Here is a 21,680-nt window from a genome sequence, read left to right on the forward strand (position 1 = left end):
CCAGTAGAACCGTCCCCTTGGTTCCTTGGTCCCTTATTTTGCGATTTTATGCAGCTTCTGAATAATACTTAGTGAACGGCCAGTTCCGATTGCAACTGATTCAAGCGGGTTAGGCGCAAGATGCACTGGAACAAAGATTTCCTGACTGAGCCACTCCTGCATGCCATTTAATAACGCTCCGCCACCTGTAATAATAACTCCGCGGTCCACAATATCACCACTTAATTCAGGTGGGCAATCTTCTAGGGTCGCACGGATTGCTTCTAAAATATGAAGTAATGATTCTTTTAATGTTTCTTGTACTTCGGTTGAACGCAATGAAATGGTTTTAGGAAGACCTGTAACAAGGTCGCGTCCACGAATATCCATTGTTTTTACTTCATGCTCAACAAGTGCATAGCCAATTTCAAATTTAACCTGCTCGGCGGTATGTTCCCCGATTAGGACATTGTATTTTTTTCGTACATATTGAATGATATCTTCATCAAACTGGTCTCCGCCGATTCGAATTGAATTGCAGGATACAACACCACCGAAGGAAATAATTGCAACCTCGGTATTGCCTCCACCGATATCGACGATTACGTTTGCGATCGGCTCATCAACAGGTAAATCAGAGCCAACTGCAGCCGCTACAGGCTCCTCAATTAAATAAACCTGCTTGGCACCACATTGTTTAACCGCATCCTGGATGGCGCGTCGTTCAACGGATGTTGACCCAGATGGAGTACAAACGACCACATTGGGTTTGCGAAGCGAGTAACCCGTTTTTTGGCTCGCCATTTTCATAATATGGCGAAGCATGTCCGCAGTCACATTAAAGTCTGCAATCACACCTTTACGTAATGGACGAATCGCCACAATTTTTTCGGGCGTCTTTCCAATCATTCTTTTCGCATCTGTCCCAACAGCGACGACTTTGTTATTTTCAGTGTCGATCGCCACAACGGATGGCTCATTAATGATGACACCTTTATTTTTACTGTATACAAGAATATTTGCAGTTCCTAAATCAATTCCGATTTCTACGTTTGAAAACATTGTTATCTCCATCCTTCTAGAATTTAAGAATATATGTCTAATAGCCTAAAATAGTTAACCAAAACTTTTTAGCACTCTTTATTAATTTTCATGAGTAGTCATTTTAGCCCACTTCACCCTATAGTTATTCTTAAAAATATGTCGATTTCTGGGGGTAGTTGTCATATTGTAAAAATTGAAATATAGAAGAAATATAAGAGGAGAATGGCAATTTGTTCAAAAACCACGTAAAATAGTAAAAGATGAAACACTCCAAAAAGGAGGGCGTTACCATGGATTTTTCGAATATTGTGTCAGAGGACAAAATTCGCAAGGCTTATAAGGATGGAGAATTTGACAACCTACCAGGATACGGTAAGCCGCTTAAGCTTGATGATGATTCCGCAATTCCAGAGGATCTTCGCATGGCATATCGCGTCATGAAAAATGCTGGATTCATCAATGAAGAAACGGAAATCAAAAAAGAATTGCTCACATTCGAGAACCTGATTGATAACTGTGAAGATGAGGAACAAAGAGTCATCTATCAGAAAAAGCTAAACGAAAAACAGTTTCGCTTAAATCAAATTTTGAAAAATAGAAAGACCTCTCACTCAGCGGTTTTCAAAGACTATCAAATGAAATTGCATAACAAGTTTAAATAATTTGGAGGGGCCAAACCATTGCGTTTAGCCCTTTTTTATAGGAAGGAAAGAGAGTTATGTTGGAAAATCTAGTGTTAAAACGAATTTATGAACCTGCTAGTGCGGAAGATGGAAAACGAATATTAGTGGACGGCATTTGGCCAAGAGGCATTTCAAAGGATAAAGCGCAACTTTATTTGTGGATGAAAAAAATCGCCCCAAGCACGGGGCTTCGTAAGGAATTTAACCACAAACCAGAACGATTTGAAGAATTTAAAGAGCACTACATAAAAGAATTACAGGAAGACGATGAGAAAAAGGCTGCAATCGAAGAATTATTGAGCATGATTGGTGAAGAAAAAGTGACTCTTCTTTTTGGTGCAAAGGATGAAGTGCATAACCAAGCGGTTGTGTTGAAGGAAGTGTTGGAGAGGATCCATGGGGATGGTTTGTTTATAGCCAATAGATAGAGTTTATAGCCACTAATTAAAATTTATGGCTAATAACCGAAAAATATAGCCACTAATTAAAATTTATGGCTAATAGCTAATCAATGACTAACATTCACACCAAGACACCTCTTAGGTGGCATAAATTTGACCAACTTGTATATACAAGTTACACTACTAGTATAAATAAAGTTATTTTATTTATGAAATACTACAAGAATAATAATTATTTATGGTGGTGTAGCAGTTGAAACAGCCTTGGTGGAAAAAGTCTGTTGTTTATCAAATTTATCCAAAGAGTTTTAATGACACAACTGGAAATGGTCTTGGAGACCTACAGGGGATCATCGAAAAACTCGACTACTTGAAAGCATTAGGTATTGATGTTATTTGGTTAACGCCAATTTACAAATCTCCGCAGCGTGATAACGGGTACGATATTAGTGATTATTTTGCAATTCAAGAAGAGTACGGCACGATGGAGGATTTTGATCGTTTGCTTGAAGAAGCTCATTCTCGCGGAATCAAAATTATTATGGATATCGTCGTTAACCATACATCTACTGAAAACGAATGGTTTAAGCAATCTCGTGAGTCAAAGGACAATCCATATCGTGATTTTTATATTTGGAAGGACCCAAAAGACGGCCATGAGCCAAGCAATTGGGAATCTAAATTCGGTGGGAATGCCTGGGAGTATGATGAAAAAACGGGTCAATACTATCTCCATCTTTTTGATGTGACCCAAGCAGACCTTAATTGGGAAAACGAAGAGGTTCGCAAAAAAGTCTATGACATGATGACTTTTTGGTTTGAAAAAGGGGTAGATGGCTTCCGTCTAGATGTCATCAATCTAATTTCAAAAGACCAGAAATTCCCGGATGACGATGGATCTGTAGCGCCTGGTGATGGCCGAAAGTTTTATACAGACGGTCCACGTGTCCATGAATTCATGCATGAAATGAATCAGAATGTATTTTCGAAATACGATAGTTTGACGGTTGGGGAAATGTCTTCAACAACAATTGACGATTGTATCAAATATTCGAATCCTGACCGTGAAGAACTGAGTATGACCTTTAATTTTCACCATTTAAAAGTGGATTACCCGAACGGGGATAAGTGGACGGTTGCGGATTTTGACTTCCAAGCTTTAAAAAGAATCCTCTCAACCTGGCAGGTGGAAATGCATAAGGGTGGGGGCTGGAATGCGTTATTTTGGTGCAACCATGACCAACCCCGTATAGTATCGAGATATGGCGATGATGGCAAATATTCAACAGAGTCTGGGAAAATGCTTGCGACAACAATTCACATGATGCAAGGTACGCCTTATATTTATCAAGGTGAAGAAATCGGCATGACCAATCCGAAATTCGAAGATATCTCTGAATATCGTGATGTTGAATCCATTAATATGTACAAAATTAAAAAAGAACAGGGTATGAGTAACGAACAAATCATTGAGATTTTGAAACATAAATCCCGAGATAATTCACGTACACCTGTACAGTGGGATGCATCTGAGCATGCAGGCTTCACAAATGGTACACCGTGGATAAATGTCGCTGATAATTATAAAACCATTAACGTAGAAAATGCGTTAGAGGACAAAAACTCAGTCTTTTATCACTATCAAAAATTGATTAAGCTCCGTAAGGAATACGATATTATCACATACGGTGATTACGAGCTATTACTTGAGGAAGATCCGCAAATCTTTGCATATGTAAGAAACGGGGAAAACGAGAAGCTACTTGTTGTCAATAATTTTTACGAGAAAGAAGCGACATTCGAAATTCCTGAAAATATTAAGATTGAAAACTACACAACTGATCTTCTCATTTCCAACTATGGCGATTCGCAAACTGATATTTCAAAAGGGCTCAGCTTACGTCCATATGAATCAGTTGTGTACCATTTAACGAAAAAATAAAAAAGTGTAGACGTTTTTGCCTACACTGTAAGAGCCATGCCCAATTGCGGGTGTGGCTTTTTTAACTTTATTCGTTAGAAGTACCCCAGCTTTAAAAGTGGCGGGACGAGTATTGGGTATATACAAAATAACTGGGAGTTCAAACTATGACTGAATAAAGTTAAGCCTCCGGCGGAGACATGCGATTTTCAAAGGAAACTTCTCGAGCAGTAAAATCAGAGACTAAGAACGCCACATCCTGTGGCAACGTCTTTATGACCCACATCCTGTGGGCCTAAAATCTGGGCGCAAACACGCCAAGGCGCATTTGATTATTCTTGATCTTTTGGTAGCGGGTCAATTCTTGTGGTATCGTCCTGATCCATCGAAGATGCAACAAAGTAAAACCAGAATCCAGCGGAGATAAAATATAACACAGCAATTCCAATGAGCGTTAGCCATAGACCTAGCAAGTGTATTCCCCCCTTTAGATTGGGGCTGGCAGAAGAAAGAACGATGAAGTCTGGGACAATGGACCTGTCCCTCAGACCCGAGGATGCCCCTTTGTATACGTATATGCAGGGCTGGGGAGTTATTGACTGAATTTTACAAAAAAAGCGACCAACATGGCCGCCATTTTAGTCTAGTTCCAGCGCCTAGCCCCTCTCTGGTCTAGCCAATCCGTCAAGAAGGATATACTGCATCCTTCTCGCCGGCTTTTCTTATGCTTGTCGGGGCTGATCAAGGCGCTTGCACTTTTGTTCATATGTATTATCTATTTTTGCGTAAGCTTCCGAGTTCTTCGACGAGTGCTTGCATTTCGTTCGGGCTGAATGAGTTCTTTTTCATGGTGAGGTCGTAAATGTCTTTTAGTTCCTCGTACATTTCTTCATCAAAATGGGAAGGCTTAATTGCACCAATGTTTAGCACTTTCAGCTTTTCTTTGATTTTTTCGATCATAAACTCAACATTCTCGACCGACTTTTGTGAGAGATCCATGTTTTCATCCTTTCAATGTTCATTGTATTCTTATTGTATCACGTTTCTGTTATTATTTAATATGGCAACCAACGGAAAAATATAACATAAAGGAGAATCTACATAATGATAAAAGTATTATTTGTGTGTTTAGGGAATATTTGCAGATCACCGATGGCAGAGGCCATTTTTCGAGATATCGTTAAAAAAGAAGAACTTGCCGATGAAATTCAAGTGGACTCAGCAGGTACTGGAGATTGGCATATTGGACATCCCCCACATAAGGGCACGCAAACCATACTAACCAAATATAAAGTGTCCTTTGAAGGGATTAAGGCACGCAAGGTCATTCCAGCGGACCTTGAACAATTTGATTATGTTATCGCAATGGACTCTGATAATTTAGGCAATCTAAAAAGAATGATTGGTACAGCAAAAACTGGCCAGATTAAAAAGCTTCTCGATTTTGTCGACGACAGCAAGGTTAAAGACGTACCTGATCCTTACTATACGGGGAATTTTGATGAAACATATGAGCTTGTGAGCAATGGATGTAAGCATCTTTTAAATGTCATAAAAAAAGAAAATTTCGTTGGAAAGGAGTAATTCAAAATGGCAAAGCGCAATAAAATGGTGGAGGGCATGGTCATCGGGGCTGTCCTTGGTGCAGCGATTTCTTTATGCGATAAGGAAACAAGAGAGCAGTTTTTACATACTAGTAAAAGAGTTAGTAAAAAAGCAGTAGATATCATGAAAAATCCTCAAGGTTATACAGAGCTTGTTAAGGACCAGTTTAACGCGGTTCGTACAACCGTAGAACAGGTAGCAGAGGACGTTCGCATCGTGACCTCAAGGGTGAATGAAATCGTGGAAACGACACCAGAAATCGTTGAAGCAGTGAAGGAAACAAAGGACGCAATTTCTAATAAAACGGGAGGTATGAGGGACGATAATATAGAGAGGTGAAAAGATGACCCAAATTCGGACGTTAGATTTGCGGTTTATTAAGGAATTATTTTTGCGATATAAGGAAGACGAAGTAGGTAGTCTTTCAGCAGAGCTTGCCTATTTTTTCTTGCTTTCTCTATTCCCATTTTTAATCTTTCTAGTGACACTTATTGGGTATTTGCCAATCTCCCAAATAGATGTATTGGCGTTTGTCAGGCAGTACGCGCCAGAAGGTACTGTTGATATGATTGAAGAAAACTTAAATTTCATTGTAGGTTCGCAAAAAGGGGGACTGTTGTCCATTGGTATCATCGGTACACTGTGGTCGTCCTCGAATGGAATTAACGCGATCGTTCGTGCATTTAACAAAGCATATGATGTGAAGGAAACACGGAACTTCTTTTTCACACGAGGAATCTCGATATTATTAACGTTTGGGATGATTTTTGTCATCATTATTGCTTTGTTACTGCCAGTCTTCGGTAAGCAAATTGGAGTTTTTATCTTTTCTTCGTTTGGCCTGTCCGATGAATTCTTAGATATTTGGAATGGAATTCGTTGGATTGTGAGTGCGATGATTCTGTTTATCGTGTTTACTTTTTTGTACTGGGTCGCGCCTAACCGCCGGCTAAAAATTAAAGAAATCATATCTGGAGCCTTTTTTGCGACCTTTGGATGGATGTTTGTGTCCCTCGCATTTTCATACTACGTGAACAGCTTTGGGCATTTTTCAACGACATACGGAAGTCTAGGAGCCATCATTGTCCTCATGATTTGGTTTTACTTGTCAGCGGTCATCATCATCATCGGTGGAGAAATCAACGCGATACTCAACTGCCATCGTATCAGGGACGGACGATAATTTTTCCGGAAGTTACCTTCATTGAAAAGAGGGACGCGAGAGATAATAGAGGTTGTAAGTACAATACAAGGAGGCCTCTATTATGTCTAAAAAAAATGGCAACACAAAGCAAAAAGGAAAGAAAAATAGCCCAAAACAAAAAACAAGCAGTTCTGCTAACGGCAGCAACGGCTATCATTAGGAACCAGAGGGACGGTTCCACTGGTCCCCAATACTATAAAAAGGACTTGACCGATGGGGTCAAGTCCTTTCCAATTTATGACTTCAACAATCGAAGCCCGTTCAAGATAACAAGAATTGTACTTCCTTCGTGCCCAATGACACCAAATGGGAGGTCAATGATTTGAAAGAAGTTAGACACAATCAATAGCGTAATTACGCCGATTGAAAAAATGATATTTTGTTTGATAATCCGATTCATGCGTTTTGAGAGCTTTACGGCTTCGGCGATTCGTGGCAGGTCGTTTTTCATGAGAACGACATCTGCGGTTTCAAGTGCCACGTCTGTTCCTTGACCCATCGCAATACCTACATTGGCCGTCGCTAAAGCAGGAGCATCATTGATTCCATCTCCGACCATGGCAACTGTCTCATATTTTGAAATCAGTTCTTTAATATGGTTAACCTTTGTTTCAGGTAAACATTCAGCAATATGCTGGTCAACATGACTTTCAGCAGCAATTGCTTCAGCCGTTTTTTCACCATCACCAGTTAGCATCACCGTGTAGATACCAAGGTCTTTTAAGGCTGAGATAGCTGAAACCGTATCTTCACGGACAATATCCTTTAATGCAAGAATCCCCACAATGTCGTCATCTGATTTTACATAAACAATTGTTTTTCCTTCAGCTGCCAACTGCTTCTCAACACCATTTTTAAAAGCAGCTGCAGCATCTTTTCCAACAAGATCGGATTTACCGATTAACCAATCAGCTTCACCAATTGTTGCTTTTACCCCAAACCCGGGCATATCCTCGATTCCGTCGATTGGAAGCAGCTCCTGACCATTCGTTTTGGCATGTGTTACGATCGCTCCGGCCAACGGGTGTGTGGATTGATTTTCAATGGAAGCAACGATTTGTAAAAATGCGTTATGCTCGATTGAATCTGCCACAATTATATCCGTTACAACTGGTTTCCCTTTTGTTAAAGTCCCCGTTTTATCTAGCGCAATCGCTTTTAGGTTACCGAGCTGCTCTAGGTGTACACCACCCTTAAAAAGAATTCCACGTCTTGCCCCATTTGAAATGGCAGATAAGGTTGCAGGCGTAATGGATGCAACGAGAGCACAAGGGGATGCAACAACGAGTAAAATCATCGCCCGGTAAAAGGTTTCTGTCCATGTCCAACCTAATAAAAAGTGAGGAAGAAACATCATTAACCCAACTGCGATTAAAACAAATTTAACATATCTACCTTCAAATCTTTCGATGAATAGCTGTGAAGGTGATTTTTCACTTTGTGCGGATTGAACAAGGTTAATAATTTTTTGAAATAAGGAATCTTCATTTGGCTTTGTCACTTCAACGGTAATAGAACCACGTAGGTTAACCGTACCTGCAAAGACCTCGTCCCCAAGGGATTTTTGTACCGGGATTGATTCACCTGTAATGGCAGCTTGGTCCACGTTTGTTTCGCCTTTTAAAAGCTTACCATCAGCTGGAATGCGCTCACCTGGTTTAACTAAAATGGTATCTCCAATTTGAAGGGATGAAACATGTACAACTCGTTCGATCCCGTTTTGAATAAGAGTTGCTTCTTCAGGCTGCAGTCCCATAAGAGAAGAGATTTCCTTATGGCTCTTGTTCATCGTGTACGTTTCAAGAGCACCACTTAAGGCGAAGATGAAGATTAAAATTGCACCCTCATTCCAATAACCGATGATGGCTGAACCAATTGCGGCAAAGATCATCAGCATTTCCACATTTAATTCCTTTTCTGCGATTGTATCTGTTATACCTTCCTTTGCCTTTGCATAACCGCCAATAACAAATGCAAGAAGATACATAACGATAGAGGCAGTACTTTGTTCAAAATGACCTAATGTCCAAGCGATGGCGATTAACACACCACTCGTTATAGCCGCAATCAATTCTCCGTGAAGCTTTACTTTTTCTAAGAGTGGAGAAGGCTCTTTCTCTGTTTTATATAGATGTTGTTGCCCTGGAACAGTTTTTACTTCTGTACTCATTTTATTCGCCTCCGTCTTCTAATTGAGAAAAATAATCATTTTTACTACGTAATTGAGAATTGAAATCAATATACTCATGCTAATTGAGAAAGAAAATCACACTCATTAAGCCAATTAAACAAGAAAACTGCAATCATTTTGATGGCAGCAACTAATTTTAGTTATTTTCACTTTATAATTATTATTAATTATAACATATTGCCCGGATTTTAAAAGTCTTTTTTATAATTATTTTAAATAAGAAGGCATTATAGTGGAGAAAGGATAATTATTTATTGAAAAACAATAAACTTTCATGTAAACTATCCAAAAAGGCAAAAAATAGGTGAGGTGTTTATAATGGATGAAATCTTGAGGCTAAAAGAACGTGGGAACACACTTTTTTTAAAGGTAGCAATTTTTTTTATGGGAATTGTTATCTTGGCTTTATGTATTTCTTGGCTTCCTTGGGCAGCAAATGATTTAGCAGTCAAAAACCCAGAATTTTCATATTTAAAATATCCTTTATTAATAGGGATCGAAATCATGTTGATTCCGTATTTAACTGCTCTATATCAAGGCTTTAAACTGCTAAGTTATATTGATAAAAATAATGCTTTCTCTCAAAAATCGGTTCAATCTTTAAATATCATAAAATATTGTGCGGCCATCATTAGTGCATGGTATGTCATCGGTTTCTTGTTTGTGATTTCACAGAATGCAGGTAATCCTGGTGTCCTTCTTATTGCACTAGTCATTATTTTCGCTTGTTTTGTCGTTTCGGTTTTTGCTGCCGTTCTTCAAAAATTATTGAAAAATGCGATCAAAATTCAAGAAGAAAATGACTTAACAGTTTGAGGTGAAAACAATGGCAATCATTATTAACATAGACGTCATGTTAGCAAAACGAAAAATGAGTGTAACCGAGTTATCTGAAAGGGTCGGAATTACGATGGCCAACCTCTCCATTTTAAAAAATGGAAAGGCAAAGGCTGTTAGATTTTCTACATTAGAAGGGATTTGCAAAGCGTTGGACTGTCAACCAGGGGATCTTTTAGAATACAGAGCAGATGAGGATGCATAAAACATAAAAAACTCGCCAACCGGCGAGTTTTTTCCATTACTCCGCAATTTCCTCGAAATGATAATAGGTTGTATCGTAGATATGCTCGATATCAGCGTCAGTCATATACATGAGCTCGATTTTATCAATGTCCTTTACCTTTTCAATAAACTCAATCATGTTTTTACGTTCTTGCCTACTCATTTTAATCCTCTCCCTTTTCATTTTTTGTCCTTTGTAACTGTTTTAATACAGTATATTTAAATTAATTGTATTATATAACAGTTTTCTGAAAAACGTCAACAAAATTCTGGAAAATAGGCAAAAATAAAAAGACTTCCAACAAGGAAGTCAATTTTCAACCGTTTTAACTGCCGTTTTCGTACCAAACACAGTTAATACAATAAAGATGACAAATAGAATGGTTCCAATGACATTGAAAAAGCTAATGTTTTCAAAGTATTGGATAAATAGTCCACCGATAAACGGCCCAATCAGGCTACCGATACTAAAAAAGATTCCACAAAGAAGGTTACCAGTTGGAAGTAAATTTTTCGGCATTAAATCTGTCATATACGAGATGCCTAGTGAAAATGTCGATCCAACCGCCATCCCTGCAAACGTAATACAGAGCCAAAGCCCAACATGAGAATGTTCTAGGAAGCTTGCCATGGTAAAGCTTAAAAATCCTAAAAACAGGACGATCATTAAAATAAGTCTTCTTCCAAACTTGTCGCTCAGAATACCCAATGGAAGCTGGGTGATGATGCTACCAAGTGCAAATGAAGTTAGTAATATCGATACAAACGTAACATCTAAATCAATTCGTAATCCGTATATCGGGAAGCTTCCGTTTAAGGATGATTCCAAAAATCCAAAGGTCATTGGCGGTAAAAATGCGACCCATGCATATTTCAATGCTTTGGAGAACCGGTTGATTGTTTCTCTAAATGAGTTCACACCCAAATCTGCATCAGGAAACTCATTTTTTAATAGGAATAAAAAGAACCAGCCTATTAAACATAAGACAGAAGACAAAATAAATGGCAATGCTTCATTGATGTTGATTAATGGTGTCATTAATGGACCTGTGGCAAAGCCTAGTCCAAAGAACAATCCATATAAGGAGATATTCCTACCACGCTTTTCCTCTGGTGAAAATGAAGTAATCCATGTTTGAGTTCCAAAGTGCAGGGCGTGGTCCCCAATTCCGATAAAGAGTCGCAATACAAACCAAAACCAAAACGATTTCCATAACGGGAATAAGGCAAGGGATATGACCACGAGCAATGCTCCAAAAAGAATAACCGGTTTATAGCCATACTTTCGCAATGGGTGTTCCATAAAAGGTGATACAAATAATATTCCTATATATAGGGCGGTTGCATTCAATCCATTTAAGGTTGATGACAATCCGCTATTTTCAAAGATAACAGCAATCAATGGCAACAGCATACCCTGGCTGAACCCTGAGACTGCCACTATACTCACTAATATCCAAAACCGCAATTTCATGTTGTTTCTCCCCCAGTACCATTTCCATTCTAATCATACAAAAATTAATGGGGGTTGGAAATCAAAAAGATTTTCCAAGGGTAAATTTTGGTACACTAAACATAACAAAGTGAACAGGGGGAATTTTTCATGATTTTTAAAATGAAGGAAGTTGGCTTTTACACAGATGTGGAATACGGAGAGTTACATGTTGCAGGAGATGAAGCATACGGGTTCAGACCTTATCAGCTTTTAGTCTCATCCATTGCCGTCTGCAGCGGAGGCACTCTTCGCAAGATTCTTGAAAAAAAGAGAATGCAGGTCGAGGACATCACCATTAATACAGAGGTTGAAAGAAATGAGTCCCAAGCGAATCGAGTTGAAAAAATTCATCTCCATTACCTTATCAAGGGAACGGATTTAAACGAACAAAAAATCGAGCGTTCCATCGAAGTCGCTTCTCGCAATTGTCCGATGGCACAATCGGTAAAGGGAAGTATTGAAATTACGGAGAGTTTTGAAATCATTCGTGAATAAAAACATTATAATAGAACATAATTTTTATAGAGGAAAACTACGCAAAAGATGGGCGTAGTTTTTTTAGGTTATGTGGAAGGTTGTGTCACGATGAATCGTCTCTTTATGATTATGGTTGTGATTGGTGTTCCGCTTTCAGTGATTGGAAGCCTCTTGCATTGGCCAGCCGTCATCATGTTTGTTGTCTACTGTTTAACGATTATCGCCTTAGCAGGTTTTATGGGCAGAGCGACGGAAAGCCTTGCAGTTATTGCCGGACCGAGGATTGGTGGTCTGTTAAACGCAACCTTTGGGAACGCAGTTGAACTTATTATTTCTATTTTTGCTTTAAAAGCAGGACTTGTCACAGTTGTACTTGCATCGCTAACCGGATCTGTGCTTGGCAACCTTTTACTTGTTGGTGGTCTTTCCTTTTTAGTTGGGGGCATTAAGTTTAAGCGACAGAAATTTAATGTCCATGATGCACGTCATAACTCAGGATTGCTAATTTTTTCAATTATTCTTGCCTTCGTCATTCCAGAGGTTTTTTCAATGGAGATGAATGATCAGGATACATTTACGTTAAGTATCGGTATTTCGATCATTTTAATTCTGTTATATTTAGCAGGTCTTTTCTTTAAGCTTGTTTCCCATCGTGGGATTTACCAGCAGGATTCCGAGCAGGTGGAAAAGGAAAATGAAGAGCATGAAGAACCTGAATGGGGGAAGTGGAAGGCCCTTGTTATCCTGGCGCTGTCGACGGTTGCCGTCGGGTATGTATCTGAAAATCTCGTTCATACTTTTGATGTTGTAGCGGAAAGCTTTGGCTGGAGTGAACTTTTTATTGGGATTATTATTGTGGCGATTGTCGGGAATGCAGCAGAGCATGCGTCAGCTGTGATGATGGCATATAAAAATAAAATGAATGTTGCCATTGAAATCGCGATTGGCTCAACCTTGCAGGTTGCCATGTTTGTTGCACCGCTCTTAGTTTTGATTTCCTTGTTCCTCGATACACAGATGGCGCTCGTGTTTACCATGCCAGAATTAATTTCGATGATTACCGCGGTATTTTTAACGATTTCCCTAACGAATGATGGAGAAACTAACTGGTTTGAAGGTGGTACCTTGTTAGCTGCGTACGCCATTATGGGAATAGGTTTTTACTTATTATAAGGACAAAAAAACGACTCTGTGCAGACTTCATCTACACAGAGTCGTTTGGTCTTTTTTTAACTTTTTTCAAGTACTTTAAAGGGATAACTTTCATTGGTGTACTCTTCGTCCGGCAATCGAATAGCATACCCCCTGTCATTAAAGGTATGGTCTCCTTATCCCTCCTTCAAGTAAGGTATACTTTATATTATTTACCTAACATTAAAAATATTCAGTTAAAATTAAAAAAAATGAAAAAATATCGATTAATTATTTCGGGTGGATTATAATAAATTGCAATGTTTAAATTAAATGTTAACCTGAGGAGATCAACTATGATCACAAGACGAATTACTTTTTTTGGCGTTGGATTGTTTATCTTGGCGCTGGGAATCAGTTTAATGATAATTGCAGATATCGGTGCCGGGGCATGGGATGCCCTCAATGTCGGGTTATCCGAAACATTTGGACTCACTATCGGAAACTGGGTTATGGTCGTAGGCGTTATCGTCATGCTTGTAAACGCTCTATTACTGAGTGAGCGGCCAGCATTTTTATCGATCGGAACTATCATTTTAATTGGCTTTTTTATTGATTTTTGGTTATTAATTGCTTTGGACGAATGGAATTTGAAAAGCTTAGTATTGCAGGTTCTTACCTTGGTAGGGGGATTAGTGGTTGCCTCACTCGGGATCGCCATCTATTTGCAGGCAAAGTTTCCGCTTTCGCCTCTCGATAATTTGATGCTCGCCATCAGCAAGCGATTTAAGTTAAAAGTCGGGATTTCAAAAACAATCGCAGAAGCAACAGGCCTAATTTTGGCACTTTTAGTTGGGGGACCGATTGGAATTGGAACCTTGGTCGTTACATTCGGGATAGGTCCAATCATCCAATTCTTTTTTCCCTATTGTGAGAGGTTGATGGAAAAGGGACTACGTGGTAGCAAGGAAAATTTGGGCCAAAATCGATAGAACTGAAATAAAACTGATAGAATCAAAATAAAATCGATAGAACTGAACTAAAACCGATAGAACCCAAATAAAACGGATAGACAATCAATTTGGACTCCAAAACTGAATGAACTACCCTAAAAATAATAAGTGTTACTCTAAGAAATGCCAAATTCAATCTGGCATTTCTTTTTTTAAACGGAAATCCTCAAAAATTTACTAATAAAAGGATGGATAAACTGCAAATTCTTCGAAAAGACTAATCACAAAGCCAAGGAAAGGAGTACCGTCTATGAAACGAAAATTTCTTTTTATAGTTGCCGTCATGTTGATGTTTGGATTAGTTGCTGGAACGGCAATGGCGGAAGGTACCGACAAAACAAAGGGTGAAAAAGTAGATAAATTCAGAGTTCCTAGTTCAGTTTTAGACATTTCACAAGATAACACCTATCCGAACCCAACACAGGATTTGCCATATCTCCAGCCAAGCAAGCTCACAAAAGAGCTAATTAAAAGTGCTGATGTAGAAATAGAAAATCCAGATTTGATCCGGATTTTAAATGAGTCGGCCATCCAGACAACACCACTTGCGCTGGGATATCGCGCAACCATTTACTTAGGGCAGTGGCCGCTAAATTATGAATCGTCTGAAACAAGCATGAATTGGGAGTTTGAAAAAATCAACACAAACTACTATGACAATCGTGGTGGAAATACACCATTTAAACTCTACTACAGACAAGAAATGCAGAAAATTGTCAGAGGTGGTTTAACCGCAGAAATTCAGGATGCAGACGATGTAAAGAAAATGATGCTAATCGAAGCTGCGAAAAAGTCGAAGCTTCCACTTTCCTTTACAACGATTATTGGTGGAGCAACGAAAAAGAATCAAATTTATAATGTGCCACCGAGAAGGCTAGGGTATTTATACGCCTATGCGCCGGCGGTCAATGAAAAAGGGAAGGTTACATACGGCGAAGTCTACCTTGTTTTAAAAGGAAGCAGAAAATCCATCGTTGTTAAAAATGTAACCCACCAAGGAATCGGCGCCTGGATACCAGTCCAAGACCACGTTTCTTATGGATTCCTCGTTTCAGAAACTCCGAGATAAAAAAAATCGGGCGACACATCATCGCCCGAATTTTTTATATATTAGCTCTGCGTTTTGTGAAGTCTACCTCTTTGTAATACGCATTTTTCACGAGAATATTTGGACCTAGGCATTTCACCGCAGGACAGTGACAGCTAAGTTCCTTTGCGATCTTTGTTTCCGACCAGTTGTCATATGCATCTTGAAGGGATGTTGTGAGAATATTCCCAAGCGATGGGGTATCGCCAAAATCAGTTACGATAATATCTCCGTTGAAAATATTCACATTGAGACGAGAACGACCATCAGGGTCATTGCGCACTGTTACATTTTTACTGGAATATAGTCTTTTAAGTAATGCAAGGTCCTCCTCATTGTCGTTGCACGCGTAGAACGGCAATGTACCAAATAACATCCATACATCCTCATTGCGAATATCAAGAAGATGATGAATGGCGCTCCGAATTTCCTTGAGAGTAAGAACCTCGAGATTACTAGCGAAATCGCTAGGATACATAGGGTGCACCTCGTGCCTGCCACACTCCATTTCCTCCACAATTTGTTTATGGATTGTTTCTAGATGGGGAAGAGTCCGTTTGTTCAGCATTGTCTCTGCAGCAACCATAACACCAGCTCTTGATAAAGCTTTACTATTTTCAATCATCCGCTGAAAATACCGTTCGCGCTGTTCAAACGATGGCTTTTTCTCCATCATCGCAAAACCGCCCTCGACAAAATCATCGACCGTACCCCAATTATGTGAAATATGAAGCACATCCAAATAAGGAACAATTTTTTCATATCGAGCCAGGTCAAGTGTTAGATTCGAGTTGATTTGAGTACGAACGCCTCTTTCATGGGCATACTTAAGAAGAGGGACGACATAATTGTCCACTGATTTAGTTGAAAGCATGGGCTCGCCACCTGTTATACTTAAGGAACGAAGCTTTGGAATTTCATCAAGGCGCTTAAGTAACAGCTCTATAGGCAAGCCTTTTGGATCCTTCGGTTGCAAAGTATAGCCAACCGCGCAATGTTCGCATCTCATATTGCATAGATAAGTTGTTGTAAATTCAACATTTGTCAGCTGCATTGAGCCATATTGCTCAACATCTAAATAAGCCTCCCACGGGTCATGTGCGGGAGAAATTCGTATAGAGGATTGTAAATTTGTCATTATGTAACTCCTTTTTTGGATTTGATAAACACAAATCGCCATAGGCATTGTATTGAAAAGAACAATAGTTGTCAATGTGGTAACATTTATATAAGATAAAAAAAGATTAAAAAATGAAAGGAACGTTGTAATTTGGGAAATGCGATTCATGATAAGGACTTACAATTAACCTATTTAAAAAATCGCCTAAATATGTTTGTAGAGGTCATTGACTCAATGGACCCAGAATCTACTGACCTCGAGGACATCGACCGCCTCATTGAGATGCTCGATGATTTAGAAGGAAAGTACGAGCGGTTTAAAAAGGATTGGAAGGAATAAGAATATAGCGAGTAAATGGTTTAGGACCTTTAGGACCGATATATTTGGATTTAGGGCCGATAAAATTGAAACTTGGACCGATATATTCAAAGTTTGGGTCGATAAAATTAAAACTTGGGTCGATATATTTAAATTTAGGGTCGATAAACTTGCATGCCTGCTAAGGATACTTGAAGAATAACAAAAAACAGTGGATTTCACATCGAAATCCACTGTTTTTGCTATAAAAGGAACCAGTGGAACCGTCCCTGTGGTCCCTTAAAAGGAACCAGTAGAACCGTCCCCCTGGCCCCCGTGGTCCCCTTGATTCTTCGTTTCAAGCGTTAACCCTTCAACAACGACGTCTTCGTCAATTTCTAGTAACAAGCAGCGTTTGCCTTGGTACATGATGTATTTGACGTGTTTGAGGTCTTTTGGACTTAGTGAGAGCTTGGCAACCTTTGTGTTGATTTTGATTGTTTTTGGAACGAGGTTGGTAGCTTTAAATTCATGGTGTTCGTCATCAATTACGGTTTTAAAAGCATGTTCCACCTTTGCTGTGTCGACATTTTCAACGCCGCTTACCTTCAGGATGCGTTCGACGTCCTGGTAGTTGATCATTGGTGGCTCGCTGTCCTTCTCTTCCTCATCCTCTTCTTCTTTTTCCTGAACGAATCGGTCGATTTCCTCATAGACATTTGAAATAACCTCAGATTCTACTGTGTCCCCAATCACATTTTTCAGGATCATCTCGAAGCCGATCTTATCATCTTCCGCCGTCATGATATCTTCACAATTTAACACATCGGAAATGAAAGAATAACTAGGCTCGTTCGACTTTCCGGAAGCATAAAGAATATGATTCACATCTGCTGCATTGTCGGTAAAGGCTGGAAAAAGGAAACCTGTTAACGGAGCGGTCAGATTAATAACTGGATCCAGCTCAGTATTTGATTTGAACGTTCTTTCAATATAATCAAAAACCAATGTCTTTTTTGGTTGGTCTATTTTATTTAAGCTGCATACAATTAGAGGGCTAAAATAAACCTCATCAGAGCCGCCTACTTCAGATTCTGGGTCGCGTTTACGTGTAGGTTTGCGATACTCGGCACGGAGGAATGTAACCACTGTGTCAAACTCATAAACCTTAGTAGCATACATTTTTTCAACGATTTGTAGCATTTGCTCGATCCAATCTTCAGTATCTTCCATCTGAAGCCCATCATAAAGAAGATCTCGTGTGCTATTCTCGACATCCTGTTGGAACTTCAAATCAAACAGCTTTGTATCAAGCTGACCGGCCAACGTCTTTTTAAAGTTATCTAAAAATAATTCCTGAGCTTCTTGTTCTAACAGCTCGAACGGCTGACAAATATGGTGGTAAATCTCATTGGATTCTTTTTTTACATACACATTGAAAATTTCTTTGATATTTAAGTATTGATTATTTAACTTAAATTGCTTGCGGATGTTTGCGATGTCTTTTTTATTCATTGATCTCAACTCCCATTTTTTGATTATACATGTCCTTACTCAAAATTGTAATGATTGTTTTTTTTACGTATGTATGAGCACTACCGGTACAAAAACCCATATACATAGGGTAAAAAGCAAACAGGGGTAGATACCATTGAGTATACAAAATAGTAAATTTAGATGGGTTATTTTCGCTTCTGTTTTGTTTACATATGTAGTTATGTCGAGTCAACGGACCGCACCAGGACTGATTACAGACCAATTGATGACCGATTTTCAGGTTACCGCAACAACGATTGGGCTGCTAACGAGCATTCAATTTTTCGTATACACAGGACTTCAAATACCCATGGGGATTTTAGCAGATCGCTACGGACCCAATTTTTTTCTTATACTAGGTGCAACCATAACAGGCGCAGGGACTGTCATTTATAGTTTGGGTACTCATGAATTCATCCTCTTTTTTGCAAGAATCCTAACAGGAATAGGAGATGCGACCATTTGGGTTAATTTAGTCCTCATATTAAGTAAATGGTTTAATGAAAAAGAATTCACCCGGCTGATCGGTGTCGCAGGAATGACGGGCAGTCTAGGTTTCCTGATGGCAACTGTTCCTTTTTCAGGATTGATTGTCTTACTTGGGTGGCGGGGAGCCTTTCTTTCAGGGGGAATTCTGCTGTGTTTGTGCGGAATTTTTCTTTATTTTGTGCTTGTAAAAAAGCCAAATCTCCCGATGATCGAGAAAATAGAAGTTCAACGTGAAAAAACATCTCAGTTACTGCGACGAATTTTCTCAAATCGACAGGCATGGGCTTTGTTTCTATGTCACTTTGGGCTTGTCGGAGGATATTTAGGTTTTATCGGTTCATGGGCGGTTCCTTATGGAATGGATATTCATGGGCTGACCCGTTTGGGCGCAAGCCAGCTTATTATGTTTAGTTTAATTGGGGCACTGATTGGTGCGCCTTTAATCGGTTGGATATCAAGCCAATTAGGCAAAATCAAGCAGCCTTATATCTTTTTTCATGTTGTCACTGTTTTGTGTTGGTCAACTTTCCTTATATATAGGGAGGGACCACCATTATTCTTACTCATTTCCCTTTTCTTTATCATTGGATTTGCGTTTGGATCAAATTCCTTAACCTTTGCCGCCGTTCGCAAAACCTTTCCAACTAGTGAATCTGGCATGGTGTCAGGGTTTGCGAACACAGGTGGATTTTTAAGTGCAGTCTTGCTGCCGGCCATTTTTGGAAGTGTCTTGGATCATTTTCACGCTGGATACTACTACGGGTTCATAATTCCGGTGATTTTTTCACTCGTTGGTTTGCTTGGGGTTAATTTAATAAAAGAAAAAGACCACATAAAAACTGGAATCGCTTGCAAATCACTTTCCGAAAAAAATAGATAGGAGTATAATGAAAATTGTGATTACAAAGAACATGTATAAAAACGGGGATATATGGGAAAGGGGAATACAGATGGATAAGCTACAACAAAGTATGTACAAGTTAATTGTAGAGACATCAACAAGACTTCCAAAGGATGTACGTAGAGCGGTTGCTCGCGCAAAAGCGAGTGAAAGTGCGGGTACTCGTGCTGCTATGTCTCTTTCAACCATCACCAATAATATTTCAATGGCAGATGTAAATGTATCACCAATCTGTCAAGATACAGGTCTACCAACTTTTAAAGTGAAAACTCCTGTTGGTGTAAACCAATTAGAAATCAAAGCAGCTATTCGCGAAGCAATTGTAGAAGCAACAAAAGACGGTAAGCTACGTCCAAACTCTGTTGACTCATTAACTGGTAAAAACAGTGGGGATAACCTTGGCGAAGGTGTACCAGTTATTAAGTTTGAACAATGGGAAGAGGATTACATCGATGTTCGCCTCATTTTAAAAGGTGGCGGCTGTGAAAATAAGAACATTCAATACAGCTTACCATGTGAATTAGAAGGACTTGGTCGTGCTGGTCGTGACTTAGACGGAATTCGCAAGTGTATCATGCACTCTGTGTACCAAGCACAAGGGCAAGGATGTAGTGCTGGATTCATCGGCGTTGGAATCGGTGGGGACCGTACTTCTGGCTACGAATTAGCAAAAGAACAGCTTTTCCGCTCTGTTGAGGATGTAAATCCAAATGAAGAGCTTCATCAACTTGAAGAATACGTAATGGAAAATGCAAATAAGCTTGGAATCGGTACAATGGGCTTCGGCGGCGAAACAACTCTACTTGGTTGTAAAGTTGGCGTCATGCACCGTATCCCTGCAAGCTTCTTTGTATCTGTTGCGTACAACTGTTGGGCATACCGCCGTCTAGGTGTCACACTTGATGCTGAAACTGGTGACATCAATGATTGGTTATACCAGGATGGAGAAGAAATCGACTTCTCTAAAGAACAAGAAGAAGTTGAAGTGAAATCTGAAAATCAAGAAGTTGTGCTTCAAGCACCAATCACTGAAGAACAAATCCGTGAACTTAAAGTAGGTGACGTGGTTAAAATTAATGGCCGTATGTTCACTGGGCGTGATGCAATCCACAAGCACCTTTCTGAAAATGATGCACCAGTTGATCTAGATGGACAAATTATTTACCACTGTGGTCCGGTCATGCTAAAGGATGAAGATGGCAACTGGCACGTGAAGGCTGCTGGCCCAACAACCAGTATTCGTGAGGAGCCTTACCAAGGCGATATCATGAAAAAGTTTGGTATCCGCGCAGTAATCGGTAAAGGTGGAATGGGACCAAAAACTCTTGCTGCATTAAAGGAGCATGGTGGTGTTTACCTAAACGCGATCGGAGGAGCTGCTCAATATTATGCAGACTGCATCAAGTCTGTTGATGGCGTTGACCTCATGCAGTTCGGTATCCCAGAAGCGATGTGGCATCTATCCGTTGAAGGCTTCACTGCCGTTGTCACAATGGACTCACACGGCAACAGCCTACACGAGGATGTCGACAAATCTTCATTAGAAAAACTAGAACAATTCAAAGAGCGAGTATTTGCTTAAAAATTGATTGTGGCCCGTTACGTTAATTCGTAGCGGGTTTTTCTGATTGGTGGATTTTCAGTTAATTTGAGGCTAGGGCACAAATAATTGGAGTTAGGGCACAAATGTTGAATGTTAGGGAACAATTAATCGAAATTAGGGCACAAAAAAGTGAAGATAGGGCACATATATTCGAAATTAGGTAACAAATACCCAATGGCATCAGTTGCTCAGCGTATTTTTTGGTAAAATGACTACCAAAAACTAAAATTGACTATCATAAAAGGTCTTGAGGAGCTTGCTCACTCCAAATTAGTAAAAGCATGTTAGTTAAGATCTTTTTAAAAGTACAAACCCTCAGCAAAATGCCCATAGCATGTATGGCAAGATAGGTTTAACGGTACATGCTCAAAGCAAAAAAACACCAGCATGTAGGTTAAGATCCCTTTCATGGTACATGCTCGCCCCAAATAAATCCGGCAT

At 39.5% G+C, this 21,680-nt stretch carries 23 protein-coding genes; 15 read left to right on the plus strand and 8 right to left on the minus strand.

From position 1 onward, the window contains the following. Positions 1–33: 33 nt before the first annotated feature. Positions 34–1,041: a rod-share determining protein MreBH gene (mreBH, locus tag V7097_RS16980; RefSeq protein WP_335704825.1), complete on the minus strand. Its 1,008-nt coding sequence runs from the start codon at positions 1,039–1,041 to the stop codon at positions 34–36. Between the two features lie 272 nt (positions 1,042–1,313). On the opposite strand from mreBH, the gene V7097_RS16985 reads away from it, so the two are divergent. The 3 genes from V7097_RS16985 (at position 1,314) to treC (ending at position 4,049) form a co-directional block, all read left to right on the plus strand. Next, positions 1,314–1,685, plus strand: a complete 372-nt coding sequence (locus tag V7097_RS16985; RefSeq protein WP_335704826.1) for a DnaJ family domain-containing protein — start codon at positions 1,314–1,316, stop codon at positions 1,683–1,685. 56 nt (positions 1,686–1,741) lie between these two features. Continuing rightward, a complete protein-coding gene (locus V7097_RS16990) occupies positions 1,742–2,134 on the plus strand; it encodes a DUF488 domain-containing protein (RefSeq protein WP_335704827.1) in 393 nt (130 codons plus the stop codon). A 226-nt stretch (positions 2,135–2,360) separates the two neighbouring features. Further along, complete coding sequence (gene treC / locus V7097_RS16995) at positions 2,361–4,049, plus strand: alpha,alpha-phosphotrehalase (RefSeq protein WP_335704828.1); 1,689 nt, start codon at positions 2,361–2,363, stop codon at positions 4,047–4,049. 311 nt (positions 4,050–4,360) lie between these two features. Here treC and V7097_RS17000 read toward each other — a convergent pair whose 3' ends face one another. Both V7097_RS17000 and V7097_RS17005 read right to left on the minus strand, forming a co-directional pair. Next, a complete protein-coding gene (locus V7097_RS17000; protein ID WP_335704829.1) occupies positions 4,361–4,501 on the minus strand; it encodes a hypothetical protein in 141 nt (46 codons plus the stop codon). A 298-nt stretch (positions 4,502–4,799) separates the two neighbouring features. Beyond that, entirely contained in the window at positions 4,800–5,027 is a 228-nt protein-coding gene (locus tag V7097_RS17005; protein ID WP_335704830.1) for a DUF1128 domain-containing protein, read from the minus strand. Between the two features lie 105 nt (positions 5,028–5,132). On the opposite strand from V7097_RS17005, the gene V7097_RS17010 reads away from it, so the two are divergent. From V7097_RS17010 to V7097_RS17020, 3 genes are read left to right on the plus strand one after another with little or no spacing between them, the layout of a single operon-like run. After that, the gene (locus V7097_RS17010; RefSeq protein WP_335704831.1) at positions 5,133–5,612 is read left to right on the plus strand and encodes a low molecular weight protein-tyrosine-phosphatase; all 480 of its coding nucleotides are present in this window, start codon (positions 5,133–5,135) and stop codon (positions 5,610–5,612) included. Positions 5,613–5,618: 6 nt separating this feature from the next. After that, positions 5,619–5,972 (plus strand): YtxH domain-containing protein, encoded by a 354-nt coding sequence (locus V7097_RS17015; RefSeq protein ID WP_335704832.1) that lies wholly within the window; start codon positions 5,619–5,621, stop codon positions 5,970–5,972. A gap of 4 nt (positions 5,973–5,976) precedes the next feature. Then, on the plus strand, positions 5,977–6,816 hold the full coding sequence (locus tag V7097_RS17020) for a YihY/virulence factor BrkB family protein (RefSeq protein WP_335704833.1): 840 nt from the start codon (positions 5,977–5,979) through the stop codon (positions 6,814–6,816). A gap of 256 nt (positions 6,817–7,072) precedes the next feature. Here the strand turns inward: V7097_RS17020 and V7097_RS17025 are convergent, their stop codons facing one another. Continuing rightward, positions 7,073–9,007 carry a heavy metal translocating P-type ATPase gene (locus V7097_RS17025; RefSeq protein WP_335704834.1) on the minus strand — a complete coding sequence of 645 codons (1,935 nt, stop codon included), beginning with the start codon at positions 9,005–9,007 and terminating at the stop codon, positions 7,073–7,075. Positions 9,008–9,346: 339 nt separating this feature from the next. Between V7097_RS17025 and V7097_RS17030 the strand changes: the two genes are divergently transcribed. After that, entirely contained in the window at positions 9,347–9,844 is a 498-nt protein-coding gene (locus V7097_RS17030; protein ID WP_335704835.1) for a DUF2975 domain-containing protein, read from the plus strand. Positions 9,845–9,854: 10 nt separating this feature from the next. Beyond that, complete coding sequence (locus V7097_RS17035) at positions 9,855–10,070, plus strand: helix-turn-helix domain-containing protein (protein WP_335704836.1); 216 nt, start codon at positions 9,855–9,857, stop codon at positions 10,068–10,070. Between the two features lie 36 nt (positions 10,071–10,106). Here V7097_RS17035 and V7097_RS17040 read toward each other — a convergent pair whose 3' ends face one another. Together V7097_RS17040 and V7097_RS17045 are read right to left on the minus strand one after the other, a co-directional pair. Then, entirely contained in the window at positions 10,107–10,253 is a 147-nt protein-coding gene (locus V7097_RS17040; RefSeq protein WP_335704837.1) for a BH0509 family protein, read from the minus strand. 147 nt (positions 10,254–10,400) lie between these two features. Beyond that, positions 10,401–11,564 carry an MFS transporter gene (locus V7097_RS17045; protein WP_335704838.1) on the minus strand — a complete coding sequence of 388 codons (1,164 nt, stop codon included), beginning with the start codon at positions 11,562–11,564 and terminating at the stop codon, positions 10,401–10,403. A gap of 129 nt (positions 11,565–11,693) precedes the next feature. On the opposite strand from V7097_RS17045, the gene V7097_RS17050 reads away from it, so the two are divergent. The 4 genes from V7097_RS17050 to V7097_RS17065 all read left to right on the plus strand — a co-directional run bounded on the left by V7097_RS17050 (position 11,694) and on the right by V7097_RS17065 (position 15,275). Beyond that, positions 11,694–12,080, plus strand: a complete 387-nt coding sequence (locus V7097_RS17050) for an OsmC family protein (RefSeq protein ID WP_335704839.1) — start codon at positions 11,694–11,696, stop codon at positions 12,078–12,080. A gap of 90 nt (positions 12,081–12,170) precedes the next feature. Next, positions 12,171–13,235 (plus strand): calcium/proton exchanger, encoded by a 1,065-nt coding sequence (cax, locus tag V7097_RS17055; RefSeq protein ID WP_335704840.1) that lies wholly within the window; start codon positions 12,171–12,173, stop codon positions 13,233–13,235. 314 nt (positions 13,236–13,549) lie between these two features. Further along, entirely contained in the window at positions 13,550–14,185 is a 636-nt protein-coding gene (locus V7097_RS17060; protein ID WP_335704841.1) for a YczE/YyaS/YitT family protein, read from the plus strand. A 271-nt stretch (positions 14,186–14,456) separates the two neighbouring features. Continuing rightward, on the plus strand, positions 14,457–15,275 hold the full coding sequence (locus tag V7097_RS17065) for a YfkD famly protein (RefSeq protein ID WP_335704842.1): 819 nt from the start codon (positions 14,457–14,459) through the stop codon (positions 15,273–15,275). A gap of 34 nt (positions 15,276–15,309) precedes the next feature. On the opposite strand, the gene yfkAB is transcribed toward V7097_RS17065, so the two are convergent. Further along, entirely contained in the window at positions 15,310–16,431 is a 1,122-nt protein-coding gene (yfkAB, locus tag V7097_RS17070) for a radical SAM/CxCxxxxC motif protein YfkAB (RefSeq protein ID WP_335704843.1), read from the minus strand. Positions 16,432–16,563: 132 nt separating this feature from the next. Between yfkAB and V7097_RS17075 the strand changes: the two genes are divergently transcribed. After that, positions 16,564–16,752, plus strand: coding sequence for an SE1561 family protein (locus V7097_RS17075; RefSeq protein WP_335704844.1), 189 nt, complete (start codon positions 16,564–16,566; stop codon positions 16,750–16,752). Positions 16,753–17,010: 258 nt separating this feature from the next. On the opposite strand, the gene V7097_RS17080 is transcribed toward V7097_RS17075, so the two are convergent. Then, positions 17,011–18,225, minus strand: a complete 1,215-nt coding sequence (locus V7097_RS17080; protein WP_335704845.1) for a DUF4317 domain-containing protein — start codon at positions 18,223–18,225, stop codon at positions 17,011–17,013. 136 nt (positions 18,226–18,361) lie between these two features. Between V7097_RS17080 and V7097_RS17085 the strand changes: the two genes are divergently transcribed. Further along, on the plus strand, positions 18,362–19,615 hold the full coding sequence (locus V7097_RS17085; protein WP_335704846.1) for an MFS transporter: 1,254 nt from the start codon (positions 18,362–18,364) through the stop codon (positions 19,613–19,615). Between the two features lie 70 nt (positions 19,616–19,685). Then, complete coding sequence (locus tag V7097_RS17090; RefSeq protein WP_335704847.1) at positions 19,686–21,218, plus strand: fumarate hydratase; 1,533 nt, start codon at positions 19,686–19,688, stop codon at positions 21,216–21,218. The last annotated feature ends 462 nt before the right edge of the window (positions 21,219–21,680 follow it).

The sequence above is a fragment of the Bacillus sp. JJ1562 genome, assembly GCF_036962705.1.
Classification (GTDB): domain Bacteria; phylum Bacillota; class Bacilli; order Bacillales; family Bacillaceae_L; genus Ferdinandcohnia.

Coding starts and splice junctions, on each gene's coding strand:
- mreBH (WP_335704825.1), bottom strand. CDS start 1,041: ATGTTTTCAAACGTAGAAATCGGAATTGATTTAGGAACTGCAAATATT.
- V7097_RS16985 (WP_335704826.1), top strand. CDS start 1,314: ATGGATTTTTCGAATATTGTGTCAGAGGACAAAATTCGCAAGGCTTAT.
- V7097_RS16990 (WP_335704827.1), top strand. CDS start 1,742: ATGTTGGAAAATCTAGTGTTAAAACGAATTTATGAACCTGCTAGTGCG.
- V7097_RS17005 (WP_335704830.1), bottom strand. CDS start 5,027: ATGGATCTCTCACAAAAGTCGGTCGAGAATGTTGAGTTTATGATCGAA.
- V7097_RS17010 (WP_335704831.1), top strand. CDS start 5,133: ATGATAAAAGTATTATTTGTGTGTTTAGGGAATATTTGCAGATCACCG.
- V7097_RS17015 (WP_335704832.1), top strand. CDS start 5,619: ATGGCAAAGCGCAATAAAATGGTGGAGGGCATGGTCATCGGGGCTGTC.
- V7097_RS17020 (WP_335704833.1), top strand. CDS start 5,977: ATGACCCAAATTCGGACGTTAGATTTGCGGTTTATTAAGGAATTATTT.
- V7097_RS17025 (WP_335704834.1), bottom strand. CDS start 9,007: ATGAGTACAGAAGTAAAAACTGTTCCAGGGCAACAACATCTATATAAA.
- V7097_RS17030 (WP_335704835.1), top strand. CDS start 9,347: ATGGATGAAATCTTGAGGCTAAAAGAACGTGGGAACACACTTTTTTTA.
- V7097_RS17035 (WP_335704836.1), top strand. CDS start 9,855: ATGGCAATCATTATTAACATAGACGTCATGTTAGCAAAACGAAAAATG.
- V7097_RS17040 (WP_335704837.1), bottom strand. CDS start 10,253: ATGAGTAGGCAAGAACGTAAAAACATGATTGAGTTTATTGAAAAGGTA.
- V7097_RS17045 (WP_335704838.1), bottom strand. CDS start 11,564: ATGAAATTGCGGTTTTGGATATTAGTGAGTATAGTGGCAGTCTCAGGG.
- V7097_RS17050 (WP_335704839.1), top strand. CDS start 11,694: ATGATTTTTAAAATGAAGGAAGTTGGCTTTTACACAGATGTGGAATAC.
- cax (WP_335704840.1), top strand. CDS start 12,171: ATGAATCGTCTCTTTATGATTATGGTTGTGATTGGTGTTCCGCTTTCA.
- V7097_RS17060 (WP_335704841.1), top strand. CDS start 13,550: ATGATCACAAGACGAATTACTTTTTTTGGCGTTGGATTGTTTATCTTG.
- V7097_RS17065 (WP_335704842.1), top strand. CDS start 14,457: ATGAAACGAAAATTTCTTTTTATAGTTGCCGTCATGTTGATGTTTGGA.
- yfkAB (WP_335704843.1), bottom strand. CDS start 16,431: ATGACAAATTTACAATCCTCTATACGAATTTCTCCCGCACATGACCCG.
- V7097_RS17080 (WP_335704845.1), bottom strand. CDS start 18,225: ATGAATAAAAAAGACATCGCAAACATCCGCAAGCAATTTAAGTTAAAT.
- V7097_RS17090 (WP_335704847.1), top strand. CDS start 19,686: ATGGATAAGCTACAACAAAGTATGTACAAGTTAATTGTAGAGACATCA.